The organism is Pseudomonas sp. Tof1, from assembly GCF_055390395.1.
Genome location: NZ_AP024344.1, coordinates 4,843,902 through 4,864,859, shown reverse-complemented (window position 1 = coordinate 4,864,859; position 20,958 = coordinate 4,843,902). Strand labels below are relative to the sequence as shown.

Annotated in this window: 16 protein-coding genes; 7 read left to right on the top strand and 9 right to left on the bottom strand. The window is 64.6% G+C overall.

Annotation, left to right across the window (positions count from 1 at the left end; translation table 11 throughout):
* Nucleotides 1–83: 83 nt before the first annotated feature.
* Nucleotides 84–3,158 (bottom strand): efflux RND transporter permease subunit, encoded by a 3,075-nt coding sequence (locus ACZ5KU_RS21885; protein ID WP_464736261.1) that lies wholly within the window; start codon nt 3,156–3,158, stop codon nt 84–86.
* A 1-nt stretch (nt 3,159) separates the two neighbouring features.
* Entirely contained in the window at nt 3,160–4,299 is a 1,140-nt protein-coding gene (locus ACZ5KU_RS21880) for an efflux RND transporter periplasmic adaptor subunit (RefSeq protein WP_239687882.1), read from the bottom strand.
* Between the two features lie 245 nt (nt 4,300–4,544).
* Between ACZ5KU_RS21880 and ACZ5KU_RS21875 the strand changes: the two genes are divergently transcribed.
* Nucleotides 4,545–5,411: a pirin family protein gene (locus ACZ5KU_RS21875; RefSeq protein ID WP_054056560.1), complete on the top strand. Its 867-nt coding sequence runs from the start codon at nt 4,545–4,547 to the stop codon at nt 5,409–5,411.
* A gap of 77 nt (nt 5,412–5,488) precedes the next feature.
* Nucleotides 5,489–6,952 carry a mechanosensitive ion channel domain-containing protein gene (locus ACZ5KU_RS21870; RefSeq protein ID WP_464736260.1) on the top strand — a complete coding sequence of 488 codons (1,464 nt, stop codon included), beginning with the start codon at nt 5,489–5,491 and terminating at the stop codon, nt 6,950–6,952.
* A gap of 124 nt (nt 6,953–7,076) precedes the next feature.
* Here ACZ5KU_RS21870 and ACZ5KU_RS21865 read toward each other — a convergent pair whose 3' ends face one another.
* The 3 genes from ACZ5KU_RS21865 to ACZ5KU_RS21855 form a co-directional block, all read right to left on the bottom strand.
* Nucleotides 7,077–9,509, bottom strand: a complete 2,433-nt coding sequence (locus ACZ5KU_RS21865; RefSeq protein WP_054056562.1) for a TonB-dependent receptor — start codon at nt 9,507–9,509, stop codon at nt 7,077–7,079.
* A gap of 132 nt (nt 9,510–9,641) precedes the next feature.
* Nucleotides 9,642–10,607, bottom strand: a complete 966-nt coding sequence (locus tag ACZ5KU_RS21860; protein WP_054062849.1) for a FecR domain-containing protein — start codon at nt 10,605–10,607, stop codon at nt 9,642–9,644.
* On the bottom strand, nt 10,607–11,104 hold the full coding sequence (locus ACZ5KU_RS21855) for a sigma-70 family RNA polymerase sigma factor (RefSeq protein WP_054056571.1): 498 nt from the start codon (nt 11,102–11,104) through the stop codon (nt 10,607–10,609). Before ACZ5KU_RS21855 ends, ACZ5KU_RS21860 begins: the two co-directional genes overlap by 1 nt.
* A 153-nt stretch (nt 11,105–11,257) precedes the next feature.
* On the opposite strand from ACZ5KU_RS21855, the gene ACZ5KU_RS21850 reads away from it, so the two are divergent.
* On the top strand, nt 11,258–12,523 hold the full coding sequence (locus ACZ5KU_RS21850; RefSeq protein ID WP_464736259.1) for an AAA family ATPase: 1,266 nt from the start codon (nt 11,258–11,260) through the stop codon (nt 12,521–12,523).
* Between the two features lie 5 nt (nt 12,524–12,528).
* Nucleotides 12,529–13,275 carry a hypothetical protein gene (locus tag ACZ5KU_RS21845; protein ID WP_054056565.1) on the top strand — a complete coding sequence of 249 codons (747 nt, stop codon included), beginning with the start codon at nt 12,529–12,531 and terminating at the stop codon, nt 13,273–13,275.
* A 6-nt stretch (nt 13,276–13,281) separates the two neighbouring features.
* Here ACZ5KU_RS21845 and pdxR read toward each other — a convergent pair whose 3' ends face one another.
* The gene (gene pdxR, locus ACZ5KU_RS21840; protein WP_054056566.1) at nt 13,282–14,718 is read right to left on the bottom strand and encodes a MocR-like pyridoxine biosynthesis transcription factor PdxR; all 1,437 of its coding nucleotides are present in this window, start codon (nt 14,716–14,718) and stop codon (nt 13,282–13,284) included.
* Between the two features lie 174 nt (nt 14,719–14,892).
* Between pdxR and ACZ5KU_RS21835 the strand changes: the two genes are divergently transcribed.
* Together ACZ5KU_RS21835 and ACZ5KU_RS21830 are read left to right on the top strand one after the other, a co-directional pair.
* Nucleotides 14,893–15,333: a carboxymuconolactone decarboxylase family protein gene (locus ACZ5KU_RS21835; protein WP_054062848.1), complete on the top strand. Its 441-nt coding sequence runs from the start codon at nt 14,893–14,895 to the stop codon at nt 15,331–15,333.
* 103 nt (nt 15,334–15,436) lie between these two features.
* Nucleotides 15,437–16,327, top strand: coding sequence for a phytanoyl-CoA dioxygenase family protein (locus ACZ5KU_RS21830; RefSeq protein ID WP_054062847.1), 891 nt, complete (start codon nt 15,437–15,439; stop codon nt 16,325–16,327).
* Here the strand turns inward: ACZ5KU_RS21830 and ACZ5KU_RS21825 are convergent.
* From ACZ5KU_RS21825 to ACZ5KU_RS21815, 3 genes are read right to left on the bottom strand one after another with little or no spacing between them, the layout of a single operon-like run.
* Nucleotides 16,324–17,148, bottom strand: coding sequence for a sulfite exporter TauE/SafE family protein (locus ACZ5KU_RS21825; RefSeq protein WP_464736258.1), 825 nt, complete (start codon nt 17,146–17,148; stop codon nt 16,324–16,326). The genes ACZ5KU_RS21830 and ACZ5KU_RS21825 overlap by 4 nt on opposite strands.
* Entirely contained in the window at nt 17,145–18,413 is a 1,269-nt protein-coding gene (locus tag ACZ5KU_RS21820; protein ID WP_054062845.1) for an NAD(P)/FAD-dependent oxidoreductase, read from the bottom strand. Before ACZ5KU_RS21820 ends, ACZ5KU_RS21825 begins: the two co-directional genes overlap by 4 nt.
* Nucleotides 18,414–18,429: 16 nt before the next feature.
* On the bottom strand, nt 18,430–19,314 hold the full coding sequence (locus tag ACZ5KU_RS21815) for an MBL fold metallo-hydrolase (protein ID WP_054060249.1): 885 nt from the start codon (nt 19,312–19,314) through the stop codon (nt 18,430–18,432).
* A 257-nt stretch (nt 19,315–19,571) separates the two neighbouring features.
* On the opposite strand from ACZ5KU_RS21815, the gene ACZ5KU_RS21810 reads away from it, so the two are divergent.
* On the top strand, nt 19,572–20,894 hold the full coding sequence (locus ACZ5KU_RS21810; protein WP_464736257.1) for a sigma-54 interaction domain-containing protein: 1,323 nt from the start codon (nt 19,572–19,574) through the stop codon (nt 20,892–20,894).
* Nucleotides 20,895–20,958 lie beyond the last annotated feature (64 nt).

The following is a 20,958-nucleotide window of genomic DNA, read 5'->3' as shown; positions in this document are numbered from 1 at the left end:
TCGGACCGATTTTCCGCTCGTTCCACGCGGCGCGTGGGAACGCCTGCGGTGACGCACCGTGGCACAGGCACCCGCACGCAATCTCAGCCCGGTACCCGCACCTCAACCGCGTGTTCCGTGCGCCCCAGTACCAGGCTGCACAGCGCCGGCAGGAACAGCAGGGTCAGCAGGGTGCCCACCAGCACGCCACCGATCAGCACGTAGGCCAGCGACGACCAGAACACCGAGAGTGTCAGCGGGATGAATGCCAGGGCCGCTGCCAGCGCGGTGAGTACCACCGGCCGCGTCCGGCGCACCGTGGCCTCGACGATCGCCTCGTTGATCGCCATGCCCTGTTCCCGGTTCTGGCGGATCTGGTCGGTGAAGATCAGGGTGTTGCGCATCAGGATCCCGCCAATCCCGATCAATCCGAGGATGGCGTTGAAGCCGAACGGCTGGTTGAACAGCAACAGCGCCGGCATTGCTCCGATCAGCCCCAGGGGCGCCGTGGCGAAGACCATGAACATCACGCCGAACGAGCGCACCTGGAACATGATCACCAGCAGGGTCAGCAGGATCATGATCGGGAACAGGGCCGCCAGGGCCACGTTGGCCTTTACGCTTTCTTCCACGGGTCCGGCGATCACCACCTTGTAGCCGGCCGGCAGTTTCGCCAGCAGCGGCTGCAGGTCGGCCCATACCGCCAGTTCGACGTCCGGCGGCTGGCTGCCATCGACGATATCGGCGCGCACCTCGAAGGTGCTGGCGCGGTTGCGCCGCTTGAGGATCGGGTCTTCCATCACCGCCTGGAAATGCCCGACCTGTGACAGCGGCAGCGACTCGCCGGCACTGTTGGTCAGGGTCATGTTGGCCAGGTTGCCGAGGTCTTCGCGCTGGTCGCCGCGCGAACGCGCCACCACCGACACCACTCGCGTGCCTTCACGTACTTCGGTGATCGGGTTGCCGCGCAGCAGGGCGTTGAGCTGTGATTTCACCTGGTCCGGAGTGAAACCCAGCAGGCGCAGGCGGTCCTGATCCAGCACCAGGCGATAGGCGCTGGTGCGCTCGCCCCAGTCGACGAAGGTATCGCGGGTCAGCCGGTTCGCTGCCACGACCTGCCTGACCTGTTCGGTCACGCCACGCAGCACCTCGATATCGGGTCCCGAGACCCGGAACACCACCGGGAAGGGGACCGGCGGGCCGAACACCAATTGAGTGACCCGTACCCGTGCCGAAGGAAAGGCCCCGGCGGCAATCCGTTCGCGCATCTTCCGTTTCAGCGTCTCTCTGGCATGGGCATCGGCGGTCTGCACGATGAGCTTGGCAAAGGCCGGATCCGGCAACTCGGGGTTCAGCGACAGGAAGAAGCGCGGCGCACCACCCCCGACATAACTGTCCACCAGCAGGGTTTCCGGTTCGGCCAGCAGGGCCTTCTCCACCTGGGCGGTGACCGCTTCGGTACTCTTGAAGGCGCTGCCCGGCGGCAGATAGACCTCAAGGATCAGCTCCGAACGATCGGAGTTGGGGAAGAACTGCTTTTTCACCACGCCCATGCCCAGTCCGCAGAGGACAAAGGCGCTCACCACCAGCGCGGTAACCCGCCAGCGATGGCGCACGCAATGTTCCACCAGGACACGCAGGCGCCGATACCAGCGGCCGTCGTACAAAGCCTCGTGACCGCCGGCCAGCGGCTTGATGGCCGGCAGCAGTTTGACCCCCAGGTAGGGCGTGAAGACCACTGCCACCAGCCACGAGGCGATGAGCGCGAAGCCGACGATCCAGAAGATGTTGCCGGCGTATTCGCCGGCACCGGAGCGGGCGAAGCCCACCGGCAGGAAGCCGATGATGGTCACCAGGGTCCCGGTCAGCATCGGCGCGGCGGTCGAACTCCAGGCAAAGGTCGCGGCATGCAGGCGGTCGAAGCCTTCCTCGAGCTTCACCACCATCATCTCGATGGCGATGATCGCGTCGTCCACCAGCAGGCCGAGCGAGATGATCAGGGCACCGAGGGTGATCCGGTCGAACTCGCGGCCGGTCAGCAGCATGACCACGAAGACGATCGACAGCGTCAGCGGCACGGCGGCGGCCACCACCAGGCCTACCCGGAAACCCAGGGCCAGCAGGCTGATCAGCATCACCACGGCAAGGGCGACGAAGAACTTCAACATGAACTCATTCACTGCCAGGCGGATGTTCTTCGCCTGGTCGGAGACCTTGTCGAAGCGCACGCCCAAGGGCAGTTCGGCCTTGATCCGGGCTTCCTCGGCCTGCAGGGACTTGTCCAGCTCCAGGCCGTTCCAGTGTTTCTCCATGATCACGCCGAGCATCAGTGCCGGGTCACCCTGGTGGCGAATCCGATAGCCGGGCGGGTCTTCATAGCCCCGGGTCACACTGGCCACATCGGCGATGCGCAGTACCTTGCCGTTCGCCACCAACGGCACGTTCTCGATCAGGGCAAGGCTGTCGAAGGCGCCGTCGACACGGATATAGGCCCGGGCCCCGGCGGTCTCGGCAAAGCCCGCAGGCGTGACAGCGTTCTGCGCGGCGAGGGCGGCGAAGATCTGCTCCGGCTTGACGCCCAGGGTCGCCAGGCGTTCGTAGGAAAATTCCACGAAGATCCGCTGGGCCTGTTCGCCGAGAATATTGACCTTCTTCACCCCTGGCAGGTCGAGCAGGGCCTGGCGCAGGTCCTCGGCCATCCGCACCTGCTGGCGGTGCGGCAGATCGCGGGCTTCGAGGGCGTAGAGGGCGAAGTAGACGTCCGAATACTCGTCGTTGAAGAGCGGTCCGACCACTCCCTTGGGCAGCTTCGCCGCTTCGTCGCCGAGTTTCTTGCGGGCCTGGTAGAACAACTCCTGGATCTGGCTAGGAGGCGTGGAGTCGAGAAAGCTGACTTTCAGCGAGACGAAACCGGGCTGGGCGATGGTCTCGACCCGATCATAGAAGTCCAGTTCCTGAAGGCGCTTCTCCAGGGGATCGGCCACCTGCTCCTGCATTTCCCGGGCGGTGGCGCCAGGCCAGGTGGCGGTCACGGTCATGATCTTGACCGTGAACGAGGGGTCTTCCGAGCGGCCCAGCTTGCCGAAGGCGAAGACGCCGGCGGCCATGATGGCGAGGATCAGAAACAGCGTCACGGCACCGTGACGAACGGCCAGTTGCGAGAGATTGAGGCCACGCATGTCAGTGATCCTGTATCGGGGAGGATGCTCGGTTCAGCGCCAGCGATTGGGCATCCGGGACCCGCACCTGCTCTGCGGGGTGCAGCAGGTGCGCGCCGAGGGCGACGATCAGTTGGCCGGGACTGACTCCGCCGTCGAGCACGGCGTATTCCTGGCCGAGGCTGGCAACCTGTACGGGGACGAAGCTGACCCGGTTGTCGTTGCCGATCAGCCACACTCCGCTGCCGGTACCGGGATCGTGCAGGGCGCCGATGGGGACGCGGGTCTGTTCGGCGGCGGCACTGGACAGGCGAACGGTGATGGTCGAGCCGATGGCGAAACGTTCGGCCTGGCCGTCGAGCACATAGCGGGCCCGAAAGGTTCGGGTGCTGGGATCAGCCGCTGCCGAGAGCTCGCGCAAACGGGCCTCAACCGCCTGTTCCGGAGCACCGAAGGGAAATGCCCGGGCCGGGTTGGCGGCCAGGTTGCGCTGGTTTTCCGGCAGGTTGATCACGGCTTCGCGGGCACCGTCCTGGGCCAGACGGGCGACCACCTGCCCCTCGGCGACCACTTGGCCGCGATCGACGCGAACCTCGGTGATCACCCCGTCGCCGTCTGCCCTGAGCACCGAATAGGTCCGGCGATTTTCGATCTGCCGGGCGTCGGAGTCGGCCGAGGCCATCTCCGCCTCGGCCACCCGCAGGTTGGTCGCGGCCTGGTCGAAGATCTGCCGTGATACGGCCCCGGTGGTAGCCAGGCGCTGATAGCGCTCGGCATCGTCACGGCGCTGGCGCAGTTGCGCCTGGGCGGCGACCACACGGTTCCTCGCGCCCTTGAGCGCCAGATCGAAGTCCTGGACATCCAGCACCAGCAGGGTATCGCCCTTGCGCACACGCTGGCCGGGATCGACGCGGCGCTCCATGACCTTGCCACTCACCCGGAAGCCCAGGTCGCTTTCGGTACGTGCGGCAACCACGCCGGTATAGGCATTGTCCTGCTGGTTGGCCGGCTCCACCCGGGCGGCCAGCACCACCCGTGGAGGGGCCGCGCCGAGCTGAGAGTCGGCCTGGCTGTTGCAGCCGCCGAGCAGGATCAGCAGCACCAGCGCGGGGAGGTGGGAAAACCATCGGGCCAGCATGATGTCGCGAATGGGTGGCTGCATGGTGCACCTCGATCATGGGAGTAAATATTATGTGTGTAATATTTTATATATTATGAGTGTAATGTAAATAAGGCCAGCCTTGCCTTGTCCATGGCGCAGCCCAAGGCGTTGCGGCCGTGCCGATCCGGCTTGGCGTTCGGCGGTTGCGGTCGTTCCATGGTTGGGACGATGAGGTTGATTTTTACGGACTACCGCTAAAAACGCGGCGAATCTAAGCTATGCCCCATGACTTGATGGAGGCGTCCATGAAAAAGATTCTTGGTATCTACACCAGCCCGCGTGGCCACTGGGTCGGCGACGGTTTTCCGGTGCGCACCCTGTTTTCCTACGATGGCCTCGGCCAGAAGATCAGTCCGTTCCTGATGCTCGATCACGCGGGCCCGGCCGAATTCACCCCGACCACCGAACGTCGCGGCGTCGGTCAGCACCCCCACCGCGGTTTCGAAACCGTGACCATCGTCTATGACGGCGAAGTCGAGCACCGCGATTCCACCGGTGCCGGCGGCATCATCGGGCCGGGCGACGTGCAATGGATGACCGCGGCGGCGGGGATCATTCACGAGGAGTTCCATTCCGAAGCCTTTGCCCGCCGTGGCGGCCGGCTGGAAATGGTCCAGCTCTGGGTCAACCTGCCGGCGCGCGACAAGTCGGCACCGGCCGGCTACCAGGGCATCCTCGACCGCGACATTCCGAACATCGCCCTCGGGGACGGTGCCGGTCGCCTGCGTCTGATCGCCGGTGAGTTCGACGGCCAGCGCGGCCCGGCACGGACCTTCACGCCGATCGATGTCTGGGACATTCGCCTGGCGGGCGGCAAGGTGCTGAACCTCGACCTGCACGCCGGCCACAACACGGTGCTGGTGCTGCTGCGCGGCAGTGTGCAGGTCAACGGCGAGGCGCAGGCGGGCGCCGGGCAACTGGTGGTGCTCGAACAGGCCGGCGAACGCCTGCAACTGCAGGCCGATGCCGACGCCATGCTGCTGTTGCTCAGCGGCGAGCCGATCGACGAACCGATCGTCGGCCACGGCCCGTTCGTGATGAACACCGAGGCGGAAATCCACCAGGCCTTCGTCGATTTCCACAGCGGTCGTTTCGGCCGCATGGATGACTGAAGGCAGGCTGTGAGCCGTGGGTGAAAGCGGGCTATCCTTGGCACCTGCAGCTGTCCAGCTGTTTCCGGAGCCGTGCGATGCCTGACCTGTTCACCCAACACCCCCTGCTGTCCGAACACCCGCTGCTGTGCGCGCTGTTCCTGCTGGTGATCGACCTGCTGCTGTGGCGCCTGCTCGGCACGCGCAGCAGCAACTGGAAGCTGGTGGTGCGCCTGACCGTGTTTTCGCTGTACAGCCTGGTGCTGTTCAACGAAGGCATGAATCCGATGCAGATCGCGCCCTGGCCCGAGGATATCTCCCGGCACCTGGCCGCCACCGGCCTGCAGATCGGCTGGTGGCTGTTCGGTGCACGGACCCTGACGGTACTGGTCGGCACGGTGATGATGCAGCGGGTCGGGCATGCCGGGCGACTGCTGCAGGACGTGCTGGGGGCGATCATCTTCCTGATCGCGATCATCGCGGCGGCGGCCTATGTGCTCGATCTGCCGGTCAAGGGCGTGCTGGCGACCTCCGGGGCGTTCGCGATCATCGTCGGCCTGGCGTTGCAGAGCACCCTCAGCGACGTGTTTTCCGGCATCGTGCTCAACACCACCAAGCCCTACCAGGTCGATGACTGGATCTCCATCGACGGCACCGAGGGTCGGGTGGTCGATATCGACTGGCGTGCCACCCGCCTGCAGACCTCCCAGGGCAGCCTGGCGGTGGTGCCCAACTCCCTGGCGGCGAAAGCGCGGATCATCAACTTCAGCCGGCCCAGCGATGTACACGGCCTGGCCATCAGCCTGCAGGTCAGCCCGCATGTGCGGCCCCATGTGGTGATCGACGCCCTGGAGCGGGCGGTGCTCGGTTGTCGGGCGCTGTTGACGACGCCGGCGCCGAGCGTGGCGCTCAAGAGTTCCAGTGCGACGGGCGTCGAATACGAAATCAGCGGTTTCGTCAGCGCCATGGGGCTCAAGCGCGAGGTGCGCAATCAGCTGTTCGACCTGGCGTTCCGCCATTTGCAGGCGTCGGGGGTAAGCCTGCTGTCCACGGTGGAGAGTGCCTTGCCGAGTTCGACGTCGCGCCCGCGGGCGCTGCTGGAAAGTTCGCCGATCTTCTCGACGCTGCGTTCCGAGGAGAAGGAGACCTTCAGCCAGAACATGGTCCCGCAGCTGTTTCGCGCGGGCAGCGTGATCCTGCCGCGGGGCGAGGTCAGCGACCATCTGTTCATTATCGAGTCGGGCGTGGTGTCGGTGACGCTGTTGCGCGGCGACAAGCCCTTGGAGGCGGCGCGGATGGGGCCGGGGGAGGTGATCGGCGAAGCCGGGATCCTCGCCGAGCAGGGGATGCCGGCGGACTTCACGGCCAAGACCGATTGCCTGCTGTACCGGATCGAGAAGGAATACCTCAAGCCGTGCCTGGATGCCCGGCATGATATCGGCGAGGCGATGCGCAGCCTGCTCGATCACCGCCTGCATGCGGCGCAGAACTTTACCCGCGAGGTGCCCAAGCCGGAGGTCAAGCGTGGGTTCATGCAGTGGCTGCGTAGCCGTGGACTTTAGGGGAGAGGGATATCGCTTTCGCGGATGAATCCGGCTCCCACAGGTTCAGGCACAGCTTTCAATATTGTGCATGACACAGACATGTGAGAGCCGGATTTATCCGCGAAGCAGGCGCCGCGGTCGATCAGAAATCCACCGTCGCCGAGACTTTCAGGGTTCGCGGCGTCCCCTGGGTCAGGTACCCGCCGTTGGCCGAAGCCCAGTAGGCGGTATTGGCCACGTTCTCCAGGTTGGCCCGCAGGGTGACTTCCTTCTCATCCAGCTTGAAGCGATAGCGCGAGCCCAGGTCGAAACGGTTCCAGCTCGGCAGGCTCAGTGTGTTGCTGGCGTTCGCATACTGCCCGCCGGTGCGCAGCATCCGTGCGCTCAGAGCCGCGCCCTCGATACCCGGTACGTCCCAGTCGGCGCCCAGGTTGAACTGGAAGCTCGGCACGCCGATCGCGCGGTTGCCATCGTTGGTGCCGTTGAGGGTGCCGGTCAGCTCGGTTTTCATCACCGTTGCACCGCCCAGCAGGCGCAGGCCCGGCAGCGGTTCGCCGAACAGGTTCAGTTCGACGCCCTTGTTGATCTGCTCACCCTCGACCCGGAAGATCCGGTCGGAACCGGTGTAGCTGGACGGCTGTTCGATGCGATAGACGCCGAGGCTGCCACCGTAGCTGTCCATGTCCAGGCGCACACCTGCCTCGACCTGTTTGCTGCGCACCGGCGCAAAGGTCTCGGTGCTGTTGATCGCGGTAGTGGGGGCTGACGGCCCCTTGGCCAGGCCTTCGATACGGTTGGCGTAGAACGACACATGTTCCCAGGGTTTGATCACCAGCCCATAGACCGGTGTCGTGATCGACTCGTCGTAGCTGGCGTTATGCACGCCGGTGACGGTGTTCCAGCCATTGACCACGATGGACTGGCGGCGCGCCCCGACGGTCAACAGCACGCGGTCATCGAGAAAACCCAGGGTGTCGGCCACCGCCGTGCTGCGGATCTGGTTCCTGCCGACCACCCGCGGATCGTGGATGTCGCTGCCGAATGAGGTCGCCACCGGCCGTGGACGCGGCACCGCATCGTAGATGTTGTTGTAGTAGCGCCCGGCGCTGGCGATGTTCTCATAGGCCGAGCGTTGTTCACCCCACATCCCGGCCAGGCCGAAGCTCAGTTGATGACTGACCGGGCCGGTCTGCACGCGGCCGTTGAGCCCGGCCATCAGGCTCCGGTTGTCCTCGGTGTGGGGCGCGTAGAGCATACCGCCGCGGGCGTTGCCGGCGGTGTCGGTGAGGGTCAGCGAGGAGTACACGCCGTTCTCCCGGGTGTACTTGGCGCCACCGGCGACGTAGCCGGTCCAGTTGTCGTTGAAGTCATATTCGGCACGGGCCATGCCGAAGGTGTCTTCCAATTGTGAATAACTCCAGGACTGGGCGTAGTTGTCCTTGGCCGACGGCGCGTGGGGTACCTTGTTCAGGCTGGAGTCGAGGTAGATCACCGGCCGGCCCTGATTGATCACCTGCTTCTGGTAGCCGATATCCGCCGACAGCCGCAGGCGTTCGCCGCGATAGTCCAGGCCGAGGGTGGCGAGGGTCGAGCGTCGGTCTTCGTCGTCGATCCCGGAATCGCCCTCGCGTTGCAACAGGTTCAGGCGTGCGCCGAAACGGTTGTCCTCACCGAAGCGCTGGCCCAGGTCGACATGCGCACCGGCACGCCCCGAGCCGCCGGCATCGAGGGTGACGCTGCGGGTCGGGGTGTCCCCGGCGCGTTTGGGCTGCAGGTTGACCCCGCCGCCGATACCGCTACCTCCGGGGGTGACGCCATTGATGAAAGCGTTCGGGCCCTTGAACAGTTCGACCCGTTCCAGCGCTTCGGTGGCGATGATCTGCCGGGGCAGAACGCCGTACAGGCCGTTATAGGAGATATCGTCGCCGTTGAGCGGCAGGCCGCGGATCATGAACACCTGGGAGAAGTTGCCGAAGCCTGCGGACTGACGCACCGAGGCGTCGTTGAGCAGCACATCGCCGACGGTCTGTGCCTGTTGGTCACGCAGGGTCTGCGCGGTGTAGCTGGTGACGCTGAAGGGCACGTCCTGCACCGACTGGGTGCCGAGCATCCCCAGGCGGGCGCTGCGGGCCACCTGGCCACCGCTGTAGATATCGGCGTCTTCGGCGGACTGGCCGCTGATGTTGGTCGCCCCCAGTTCCAGGGCGCCATTGGCCTCGACATGGGGAGCGAGGGTGTAGCCGTTGCCGCCGCTGCTGATCAGATCGAAGCCGCTGCCTTGCAGCAGGTGCTGGAAGCCTTCGAGCACGCCGTAGCTGCCGTTGAGTCCGGGGCTCTGGCGGTTGCCCAGCAGCGCCGGGTCGAACGACAGCGGCACGCCGGCGCTGACGGCGAACTGCGCCAGCACCTGGTGCAGTGGGCCGGGGGCGATGGCGTAGGGGCGCACGGTATTTTCGGCGGCGACTTCAGCGGCGTGGCTGGCGGAGGGCAGGGTGACACCGAGCGTCAGGCCGAGGGCCAGGGTCAGCGCCTGCAGCGGCAGGCGGGGTGTCAGCGGGTGGTGCCTGGAGGTCATCGAACAGTCCTGTCGGAAGCGTGGAAACGCAAGGGGTTATCCACACACCGGACGAGAGTGGAAAAGGTATCAGTTCAGGGGAGATTTTTTCTGGGGAGGAGCGGTGTTCTGTCCGCGAAGGGACTCTACAGATCAGGCCCGGCCCTCGACCGACACCCAGTACCGGGTCAACCGGCTGACCTTCAAGGGCAGGGTGTTCTGCAGCAATTGCAGGCTCGAATCGGTGTCCTTCAGCGAAAATGCCCCGGATACCCGCAACTCGGCCACCGCCGACTGGCAGCGCAATACGCCTGGCCGGTAACGCCCCAGTTCCTGCAGCACCTGCGCCAGGCGCATGTTGCGCGCCAGCAGCATGCCGCGGTCCCAGGTGAGGCTGGCGATATCGAAGTTCTCCAGCGGTTCGATACGGCTGTGCTGCAGGCCTGCCCGTTGCCCGACCTGCAACGTCGAACCGGGCCCGCCGACCTGGGTCTTCAATTCCACCGCTCCTTCGAGCACCGCAACCTCGCTGCGCTGCCCGTCGATCCTGACGTTGAAACGGGTGCCCAGTGCCCGCGCGGTTCCCTGCGGGGTCTCGACGATGAAGGGGCGATGGGTGGGCGCCGGGTCGCGGGCGGTGCTGACCAGGATCTCGCCGCTCAGCAGGATCAGCCGACGTTCCTGGCTGCTGAAGGCGATATCCAGTGAACTGTCGGTATTGAGCAGCACCTGGCTGCCATCGGCCAGGGTCAGGGTTTTCTGCTCGCCGACGGCGGTGCGCTGGTCGGCGGTCCACTGCTCCCAAGTGCCACGTTGCCAGGCCACGCCGATGGGGGCGGCCAGCAGTAACAGGCCGATGCGGTTCAGCACCTGGCGACGACCAAGGCCCTGCTGGCGCTCGACGCGCTTGAGGGTGTCCCTGACGATCCCGGCCGGCACGTTGCGAAAGTCGCCCAGTACCGCCTCGGCCCGTTGCCAGGCCTGGGCATGCTCGGCACTGCGCTGGCGCCACTGTTCGATGGCCAGGCGATCGGCCGCCGTCGCCGTACCGGAGTGCAACTGCACCAGCCAGTCGGCCGCCTCGCCGAGGATATGCGGGTTGATCGGCGCCTGGCTCATCAGGCGACGCTCAGGCAGGCGATGAACGCATCGCGCATGTAGCGCTTGACGCTGATCAGCGAGACGCCCAGGCGCTCGGCGATCTGTCCGTAGGTCAGGCCCTCGATCTGCGACAGCAGGAACGCCTCACGGGTCTTGCGCGGCATTTCCCGCAGCAGTGCCTCGATCCGCCACAGGGTTTCGAGGATCAGCAGGCGGGTTTCCGGCGAGGGCACCTCCTGGGTTGGCAGGTGGGCGATGGTCTCCAGATAGGCCCGCTCGACTTCCTGGCGGCGCCAGCGATCGATCACCAGGCCCTTGGCGATGTGCGTCAGCAGGGCCCGCGGCTCGCTGCCCAGCGAGCGTGCGGCAGGGCGGCTGAGCAGGCGCAGGAAGGTGTCGTGGGCCAGGTCCGCGGCATCGCAGCTGTTACCCAGCTTGCGCTGGAGCCAGCCATGCAGCCAGCCGTGATGCTCGCTGTAGAGCGTATGAATATGCGGGTGAGGGGCTGACGACATGGCACCGACTGCTCGCAGGGCGGCATCCTGCATGAATGTAATTAAGAATTGATCGCATTCTAGCGGTGTGCACCCGGCGCTGGCAATTGCGCCGTGTCAGCTATTGCCAGGAGCGGCTGTCTTGCGAAAGCCCTGCAACTTGAGTGGTCAGCCATGCTGACCTATATTGGTTCCCTTTTTGCTGCGATATCAGATCAAGGAACAATCATGATGGGTAAGCGCGAAATCGGTGGTGAACGATCCCGGATCGGGCAGCCAGCGGAAGAGGGCATACGCCTCTGTGAGTTCAAGATAGATAATTTCAAATCCCTTGTCGGCTTTGAGATGCATTTGGCGAATTTCACTTGCTTGATCGGGCTGAACGGTGCCGGAAAGTCAACGATCCTGCAGGCACTGGATTTCCTCTCTCAACAAATCAAGGGAGACTTATCCGGCTGGCTGAAAAAGCGCGAGTGGAAACCGATCGACCTGAAATCCAAGTTGAGCAAGAGTAGCAACATAAAATTTGAGGTCGTTTTTGACGTTAATGGTCAGCGTGCGGTGTGGAAGGCGAGTTTCAATCGGACCTTACTGCGTTGTACCGAAGAATTGTGGGAAATAGGCGAAACCACGCTCTGGGTGGGTGATGGACGTCTTACTACTTATGAGAAAGAAGGAGGAGTCCTCAGAGGTCTGGGGGGAACGATAGACTTCGACTACCAAGGTTCGGTCCTTTCTGCTCTGAAAGAGTCCCGCTTATCGCCGGTAATTCTCAGACTCAAAAAATTCGTTTCCAGCATCACATCTCTGGATGCCCTGTCTCCCCAGTATTTACGCAAACAGGCGCGAGGAAGTGAGGGCGACCTGGGTTTTGCCGGAGAGAAGCTTTCCGCATTTATCCATCAGTTGGCTCCACGCGAGTTGGACTCCTTGCTGGCGATGCTTAAGAAGAATTATCCGGCTCTTCAGTCAATTGAACTCAAGTCCCTGAACTCTGGCTGGAAGTCCCTGGCTATACAGGAAACCTACAGCACAGGGACATTCAGCACTCACGCCCGGCACATGAACGACGGCATGCTGCGTTTGATGGCGATACTGGCCGAAACTTTGTCCAGTCACGGTTTCATGCTGTTTGACGAAGTAGAGAACGGCATAAATCCGGAACTGATCGAGTTTTTGCTGGATTATCTGGTAAGCATTGATCGACAGATCATGGTGACCACCCATAGTCCGATGATTCTCAATTATCTCGAAGATGATGTTGCCCGCGAAGGGGTCCAGTTTATCTATAAGACTGACGACGGCAGAACGCGGACTATCCCTTTCTTTTCCATTCCCTCTGTGGCGGAAAAGCTCACTGTCATGGGGCCTGGAGAGGTATTTGTTGATACCGATCTGGTGCGTCTGCCTCAGGAAATCGGGCGTTTGGTCGCGAGGTAGTAGGGATGTTGCTTCTGGTCAGTGGAGAAGGGCCATCGGATATAGGTCGTCAGTCTCCCGGTGAAGAAGGGTTCGAGTTTTCCCCAGGGCCGATGTGTCTGATTCTGGATCTGCTGATCGAGAGACTGATGGGGTATTCATTGTTCGACTACCAAGGTGTGCAGTTCATCCATAAGTCTCAACTGGTTGCCGTGGAGCCCAAGCATCATGGTCGCCGGTTCTCGGCGCCAGGCAAGGGTAAATCCAAAGAGACGGGCTATTACTACGAAAATGCTCGGCGGCTTGCACTCAAGGCTGTTGCTCTGGCTCAGGAAAGCAGTGACGTGGTCGTCCCGGTTTTGTTTCGAGATGCTGATGGTACGCAGTCTTCAGATCGAGGAGAGTGGTCGGCAAAATGGCAATCCATGATCAAGGGTTTTGAAGCGGGTGGCTCATCACTGGGTGTTCCTATGTTGCCCAAGCCCAAGTCGGAAGCCTGGTTGTTATGCGCATTTCGAGAACCTAACTATCAGCATTGCGCGGCGCTGGAACAGGCATCGGGTAATGATGACTCTCCAGATTCGCTCAAATCTCAGCTTGAACGGGTGCGCAACGGTTTATCGTCGGCCGCTGATATCAATGATGCGATACGTAATGGTGAAGTGGACCCTCACCGGATCGCGATGGATAGCTTCAATCTCTTCCGAAACCGGCTGAGTGAGGTGATCCATCAGGTTATTGCTCCGGCTGTAGCTGGAGCGCCACCTGCATAGCCGTTTTCAATTCTCAGAGCATAGTTGGCGAAGCAGTCCGAGTACCCGGTCCAGGGACGGCTGGATGTCCAGGGTCTCGATCGAGCCGTAGCCCATCAGCAGGCCGGTGCGTGGCGGCGTGCTGTGGTAGAAGGGCGCCAGGGGGTAGAGGCCGACCTCGAAGCGTTTCGCCAGCTCGATCAGTTGCGCGATGTCCACCGTGCCGCGATCGAGGACCGCCATATGGTAGCCGGCGGTGGAGTGGATGCGTTCGAACCAGGGCGACAGGTCGCCGTCCAGCCGTTCGATCAGCTTCTCGCGGCGGCTGGCGTAGGCCTGGTGGCAGCGGCGGATATGCTTGACCAGGCAGCCATCGTTGATGAACTTGGCCAGGGCCCACTGGGCCAGGGTCGCGGTGTGCCAGTCGGTCAGCTGCTTGGCCGAGATCAATGCCTTGAGCAACCCCGGCGGCGCCACCAGGTAGCCCAGGCGCAGCTCCGGCAGCAGGGTCTTGGAGAAGGTCCCGACATAGGCCACCAGGCCATGCCGGTCGAGGCTCTGCAGGCAGTCGGTGGGCCGTCCTTCGTAGCGGAATTCGCAGTCGTAGTCGTCCTCGATGACGATCGCGCCCAGTTCCCTCGCCCGTTCCAGCAGGGCCTGACGCCGCTCCAGGCTCATCGGCATGCCGAGGGGGAACTGGTGCGCCGGGGTCACGTAGATCAGCCGTGTGCCCTCGGGAATCCGGTCGACCCGGATGCCCTGCGCATCCACCGGTACGCCGACCACCCGCGCGCCCTGGGCGGCGAACAGCAATCGCGCCGGCGGGTAGCCGGGGTCCTCGACGGCGACTGTGCAGCCGGGCTCCACCAGCACCCGCGCGACCAGGTCCAGGGCCTGCTGGGCGCCATTGGTTATCAAGAGGTCGGTGGCGTTGCAGCGCACGCCGCGAGCAAAGCCGATATGCCGGGCCACCGCCTCGCGCAGCATCGGGATGCCCTCCGGCTGGCTGTACAGGCCACGGGCCTGGGCGGTCTGGCGCAGGGCGAAGAGCACGCAGCGACGCCATTCGTCATGGGGGAACTGGTGCTTGCTGGTGGCCCCGCCGAGGTAGTCGTAGCGCAGGGTGCCAAGCGGATGATGCAGCGGTACCGAGGCCTCGCGCCATTGGCGTACCACTGCCGCACCGGCCAGCTCCTCGCTCTGGGCCGGGGTGCGTTCCTGGGGCGTATGCGAGTTGACGAAGGTCCCGGCGCCGACCCGGCCGACCAGCAGGTTGTCGTAGGTCAGTTGCGCGTAGGCATCGGCCACGGTCTTGCGTGACACCCCCAGTTGCTCGGCCAGCAGGCGGGTGGGTGGCAGTTGCGTGCCGGCCGCCAGTTTTCCGCTGGTGATGGCGTTGCGCAGTTGATCGGTGATCTGCCTGGCCAGGTCGCGACGACCCTCGAGGGTGATGTGCAGTTCCATGTGGGCTCGCTGGAGGGAGGGGGTGGTGCCTGTCAGGCCGCAGTTTAGCCTGCGGTCCCGGCCCATGGCAGTACCGGTCGATTGGCTTACCGATCTTGCCCGGAATTGGCTATTTGGTCTGGAGCCCACTGGGCTTAACGTAGCGCCATCGCCAACCTCCTGAGGAAAACTGCCATGCAACCTCGTATCGACTTCTACACCGCTTCCCCGGATGCCATGAAAGCCATGATGGCGCTGGAAGGCGCGGTGAACAAACTGCCGCTGGAAAAATCCCTGCTGGAACTGGTGAAGATGCGCACCTCGCAGATCAACGGCTGCGCCTTCTGCCTGGACATGCACAGCGCCGATGCGCGCAAGGCCGGTGAAACCGAGCGGCGCCTGTACACCCTCTCGGCCTGGCGTGAAACGCCGTTCTTCAGTGCCCGCGAGCGCGCGGCCCTGGCGTGGACCGAAGCACTGACCCGGGTATCCGAAACCCACGCCCCGGACGAAGACTATGCTCTGCTCAACGCCGAGTTCACGCCGGCCGAGCAGGTTAACCTGACCCTGGCGATCAACACCATCAACAGCTGGAACCGCCTGGCGGTGGGTTTCCGCAAGATGCCCACCGAGTGACCGGCTGTACGGTGGTTTTTTTGCGCCACTGAACCTGTTGCCGCCGCGTGCGCCTGTTCTAGAGTGCGGGAACTTGTATCCGCCTGATGGGGAGCGCTATCGGATGTACAGCCAGTTGCAGCCACCGGCCATGCCTGAAGCGTTTCACTCGCGGATTTACGCCGGGGAAGTGTTCGCCCTGGCATTGCCGGCCATGCAGGCGCTGGTCGAGGCTGCTCGCGGCTTGCTGGAAGAGGTGCTGTACCCCTTCGAACCAACCCGGGTCCACCAGCATCTGAACCACGTGCAGCAGGCGCAGTGCTTCACCCGCCTGCAAACGCTGTTCCATCGGCACGACGGCATCCAGCGCCACTGGGCGCAGGTGCTCGACAGCCTCGGCCTGGCTTCCAGCGGCATCGCCTGCGACCGCCTGCACCTGCGCTTCCAGCCGCCGCATCCACCCGGTGAGGCGGCGCCGCGTGACCGCGCCACGGCGACCATCGCCTTCCACCGTGACACCTGGGGTTCGAACCTCTACGCCCAGACCAACTGGTGGGCGCCGATCTACCCGATCAGTGCCGGGCGGACTTTCGCCATCTATCCACAGCTCTGGCAGCGGGCCCTGGCCAACAGCAGCGCCGACTTCGATCTCAGCCGGGTGCTGGAGCGCTCGCACCGTGACGGCCGCAACTCGGTGAATGCCGACCAGGCGATTCCCCACCTGCTGGAATCCATCGACGATGAAGTGGCGGTGCCGGTGGTGATCGACCCTGGCAGCCTGCTGGCGTTCTCCGGCGCTCACGCCCATGCCGGCGTGCCCAATCACACCGAGCTGACGCGGATCTCCTTCGAGACCCGCACGGTATGGATCGACGACGTGCTGGCCGGCCGCGGCGCACCGAATGTCGATGGCCGTGCGCCGTGGCGTTCGCCGGGATTCTTCCGCCGCTTGAGCGACGGTCGGCGTCTGCATGAGGTGTTGGGATGCGGTTATCTGGAAGCCTGCAACGCCTAGAGTGACAACCCCAGCGCACGGCTGGCGAGCAGCAGTGCGGCCGTCACGCCGACCACCGCGAACAACTGTTGCAGGCGTGGCCCGGCCAGGCGACCGGCAACCTGGCGTCCGAGCACCAGGCCCAGCACCGCGCCACCGGCAAACGGCGCGCCGACCGACCAGTGCATCACGCCCGAGAGCGTCGCCGTGACCACGCTGGCGGTGGACACCAGGGCGATCACCGCCAGGGAGGTGGCGACGATGCTCCTGCTGTCCAGGTTGGTGTAGCGGGTCAGCGCCGGAATGATGACGAAGCCGCCGCCGACCCCGAGCAACCCGGAGAGCAGCCCGGACACCATCCCGGTGACGGTCAGTGCCCGGGCGCAGGGCAGGGTCCAGCGCAGGCGGCCCTGCAACGGGTTGAGCACGCAGGGCAGGAACTCGGCGCGCGGTGCCGGCTGGCCGTGCCTGAGTTCGTGGCGGGCCTTGTTGAAGATCCGCGCGCAGGCGTAGACCATCACGGCGGCGAAGCCCAGCGCCAGCGGCTCGTTCGGCAGCCGATGGGCCAGCCACAGCCCGACCGGCGTGAGCAGGATGCCGATCCCGGCGATAAAGCCGGCGGCGCGATAACGCACGATACCCTGGCGCAGGCCGAGCAGGGCACCGATCGCTGCCGCCAGGCCCACCGCGAGCAGGCCGATGGGCGCAGCCTGGACCATCGACAGGCCCAGTCCGAACACCAGCAGCGGCACCGCCAGAATGCCACCTCCGGCACCGGTCAGGGCGAGGATGGCACCGATCAATACGCCGAATCCGCTGCCCAGCAAGAGATGTTCGTTCATACCGCCGGCTTGTCCGCTTGCAGGATCGGTCGGGCCAGCCATTCGTGGCCCTTGAGCATGCCGCGCCAGTACAGCGGCGGCAGCAGCCGTTCCTTCAGCCACCAGGCCAGGCGGGTCGGCCGACGGCCGTCGAGCAGCCAGGGGGCGAAGGTCGGCGCCAGCTTGCCGCCGTAGGTGAACTCGGCCAGGACGATCTTGCCGCGCTCAACGGTGAGTGGGCAGGAGCCATAACCGTCATAGACCGCCGTGCGGGTCAGTCGTCCCAGGGCCACCAGCACGTTGTTCGCCACCACTGGTGCCTGCTTGCGCGCCGCCGCGGCGGTCTTGGCGTTGCTGGTGTTGGTGACGTCACCCAGGCCGTGGATGTTGGCGAACCGGCGATGGCGCAGGCTGGCCGGGTCGACATCGACCCAGCCGGCGGCATCGGCCAGCGGGCTGCTGCGGATGAAGTCCGGAGCGATCTGTGGCGGCACCACGTGCAGCAGGTCGAAGGCGCGCACCACGGTTTCCCGGCTGCCGTCCGCCAGGGTGCGGGCGAAGGTCGCCTGTCTGGCCGGGCCGTCCACGGCAATCAGGTTATGGCCGAACTGCAGGTCCACGGCGTACTTGTCGATGTATTCCATCAGCGCCGGCACATAGTCGGGAACCCCGAACAGCACCGCGCCGGCGTTGAGAAAACTGGCCTTGACCTGGCCCTGGCGGCCATTTTTCAACCAGTGGTCACAGGACAGGTACAGCGCCTTCTGCGGCGCCCCGGCGCACTTGATCGGCATCGGTGGCTGGCAGAACAGCGCCTGGCCTTCCTTGAGCGCCTGCACCTGTTTCCAGGTGTAGGGTGCCAGGTCGTAGCGGTAGTTGGAGGTCACGCCGTTGCGCCCGAGGGTGTCCTCCAGGCCGTCGATGGCGCCCCAGTTCAGTTTCAGGCCGGGGCAGACCACCAGTTGCCGGTAGCCGATGCGACGCTGGTCGGCCAGCACCACGCAGTTGGCGTCCGGTTCGAAGGCGCTGACCGCGGCCTTGATCCATTGCACGCCACGGGGGATCAGCGAGGCCAGTGGGCGGGCGGTCGACTCGGGGCTGAACACCCCGGCACCGACCAGGGTCCAGCCCGGCTGGTAATAGTGGGTGTCGGCCGGGTCGATGATCGCGATATCCAGGCCGGGGGCACGGGCCAGCAGGCTGGCGGCGGTGGCGATGCCGGCGGCGCCGGCGCCGATGATCAGGACCTGGTGCTGGACCGGGGCGTTGCTGCTGTTCGAATTCATGAGGTCGGATCCTGGCTCAAAGGGCGTTCAGCGGGATTTTCAGGTAGCGCACGCCGTTGTCTTCCGGCTCGGGCAACTGGCCGCTGCGCATGTTCACCTGCACCGAGGGCAGCATCAGCACCGGCATGTCGAGGGTGGCGTCACGGGCTTCGCGCATGTTGACGAAGGTGTCCTCGTCGATGCCGTCGTGGATGTGGATATTGCGCGCACGCTGTTCGGCCACGGTGGTCATGTATTGCAGTTCGCGCCCGCCTGGCAGGTAGTCGTGGCACATGAACAGCCGGGTCTGCGGCGGCAGCGCCAGCAGGCCCTGGATCGAGCGGTACAGGGTGCGCGCGTCGGCACCGGGGAAGTCGCAGCGGGCGGTGCCGTAGTCGGGCATGAACAGGGTGTCGCCGACGAAGGCGACGGTCTCGTCCCCGTCATGAATCAGGTAGCTCATGCACGCCGGGGTGTGTCCCGGGGTGTGCAGGGCGGTGGCGCGCAGGTGGCCGATGGCGAACTCGCCATTGTCGGCCAGCAGCACGTCGAACTGGCTGCCGTCGCGACGGAACGCGCTGCCCTCGTTGAACAGCTCGCCGAACACCTGTTGCACTTCGGTGATATGGCTGCCGATCGCCACCTTGGCGCCCAACTGTTGCTTGAGGTAAGCCGCCGCCGACAGGTGATCGGCATGCACGTGGGTCTCCAGGATCCACTCCACTTTCGCATCCAGCTCGCGGATGCGTGCCAGCAGGCGGTCGGCGGATTCGGTGCGGGTGCGGCCGGACTTGGGGTCGTAGTCGAGCACGCTGTCGATCAGCGCACAGCAGCGGGTATCGCGATCCAGCACCAGGTAACTGATGGTCCAGGTGTTGGGATCGAAGAAGGCTTCTACGGTCAGCTTGTCGCCGATGTTCATTGCGTACTCCAGGCAAAGAGGGGCGGCGGCCGAGGTTGTCGGGCCATCCCTTGTTCGTCGAGGATTTCAATAAGCATGCCAACGGGCTGTGGTGCATTTTTCCTACAGTTTATTGACCTTTGTCAGCGCGATTGACGGACTTTTCTGCATCTGAAAGTCAGTCTGGCAGAAATGGCGGAAATAATGGCAGTCAGTGGCAGTGAAATGGCAGAAGCGTGCGAGCTGTATTAAGCTGCGGCCTTCGCCCCGGAGTCGCCATGAACCTGATTGCCACCGATCTCTCCCAGCCGGACATGCAGGCGCTGGTGTCCTACCTCGAACACGACGTTCAGCCGACCATCGTCCTCGACACCGACTACAACATCGTCGCGGCCAACACCGCCTACCAGCGCCAGTTCGGCGTCGCGGGCCGGCCCCATGTCGGCGCCAAGTGCTACCGGGTGTCCCACCAGTTCGCCGTGCCCTGCGACCAGGCTGGCGAGCACTGCCCGATGCGCAAGGCCTTCGATACGCGCCTGCCCGAACGGGTGTTGCACATCCACCACACGCCGCGCGGACCGGAGCATGTCGACGTGGAACTGCGCCCGTTGCTCGGTCGCCAGGGCGAAGTGGTGGGTTATGTCGAACGGCTGAACAGCGTCGCGGTGGCGGCGGCGCAACCCCAGCATCAGGGCCTGGTGGGGCGCTCGGTGGCGTTCAAGGAGGCACTGACCGCACTGCAACGGGCGGCGCCGTCGCCGATTCCGGTGTTGCTGCAGGGTGAATCGGGCACCGGCAAGGAGCTCTTCGCCCGGGCCTTGCACGAGGGCAGTCCGCGGGCTGGCGGCCCACTCGTGGTGGTCGACTGCACCGGCCTGACCGAAACCCTGTTGGAGAGCGAACTGTTCGGTTACGAGAAGGGCGCCTTTACCGGCGCCCTGCAGCGCAAGATCGGCCTGGCCGAAGCGGCCCACGGCGGCACGCTGTTCCTCGACGAGATCGGCGAGGTGCCGTTGGTGATGCAGGTCAAGCTGCTGCGGCTGATCGAGTCCGGCAGCTTCCGCCCGGTGGGCAGCCTGCGCACCGTGCATTCGGACTTCCGCCTGGTCTGCGCCACCCACAAGCCGCTCAAGGACATGGTGGCGGCCGGCAGTTTCCGCCAGGACCTGTTCTATCGCATCAGTGCCTTCCCGATCCGCCTGCCGGCGTTGCGTGAGCGCAGCGATGACCTGCCGCTGTTGATCGACAGCCTGTTGCAGCGCCTGGCCCCAGGCGCGGTGCCGCGTATCGATCCGCAGGCGCTGCGGGCCCTGACCCTGTATGCCTGGCCGGGGAACATCCGCGAGTTGCGCAATGTGCTGGAACGGGCGCGGTTGTTTACCGACGATGGAGTGATTCGGGTACAGGACCTGCCGGCGGAACTGCGCAACGAGACTCCCGTGGCTCTCGTGCCGACCCGTCGTCGGGGGCGCAGGGACCTGGAGCAACTGGCCCATGCGCTGGAGGTGTTCGAAGGCTCGCGCAGTGAGCTGGCGAAGGAGTTGGGGATGAGTGAGCGGACGTTGTATCGGCGGTTGCAGGCGTTGGGGGGGAATGCCTGAGCCCGTCTCCAGGCCGGTAACGCAGGGGTATGCCGGGCTCGCCTGGTGGAGCCCGCCTCCCTTA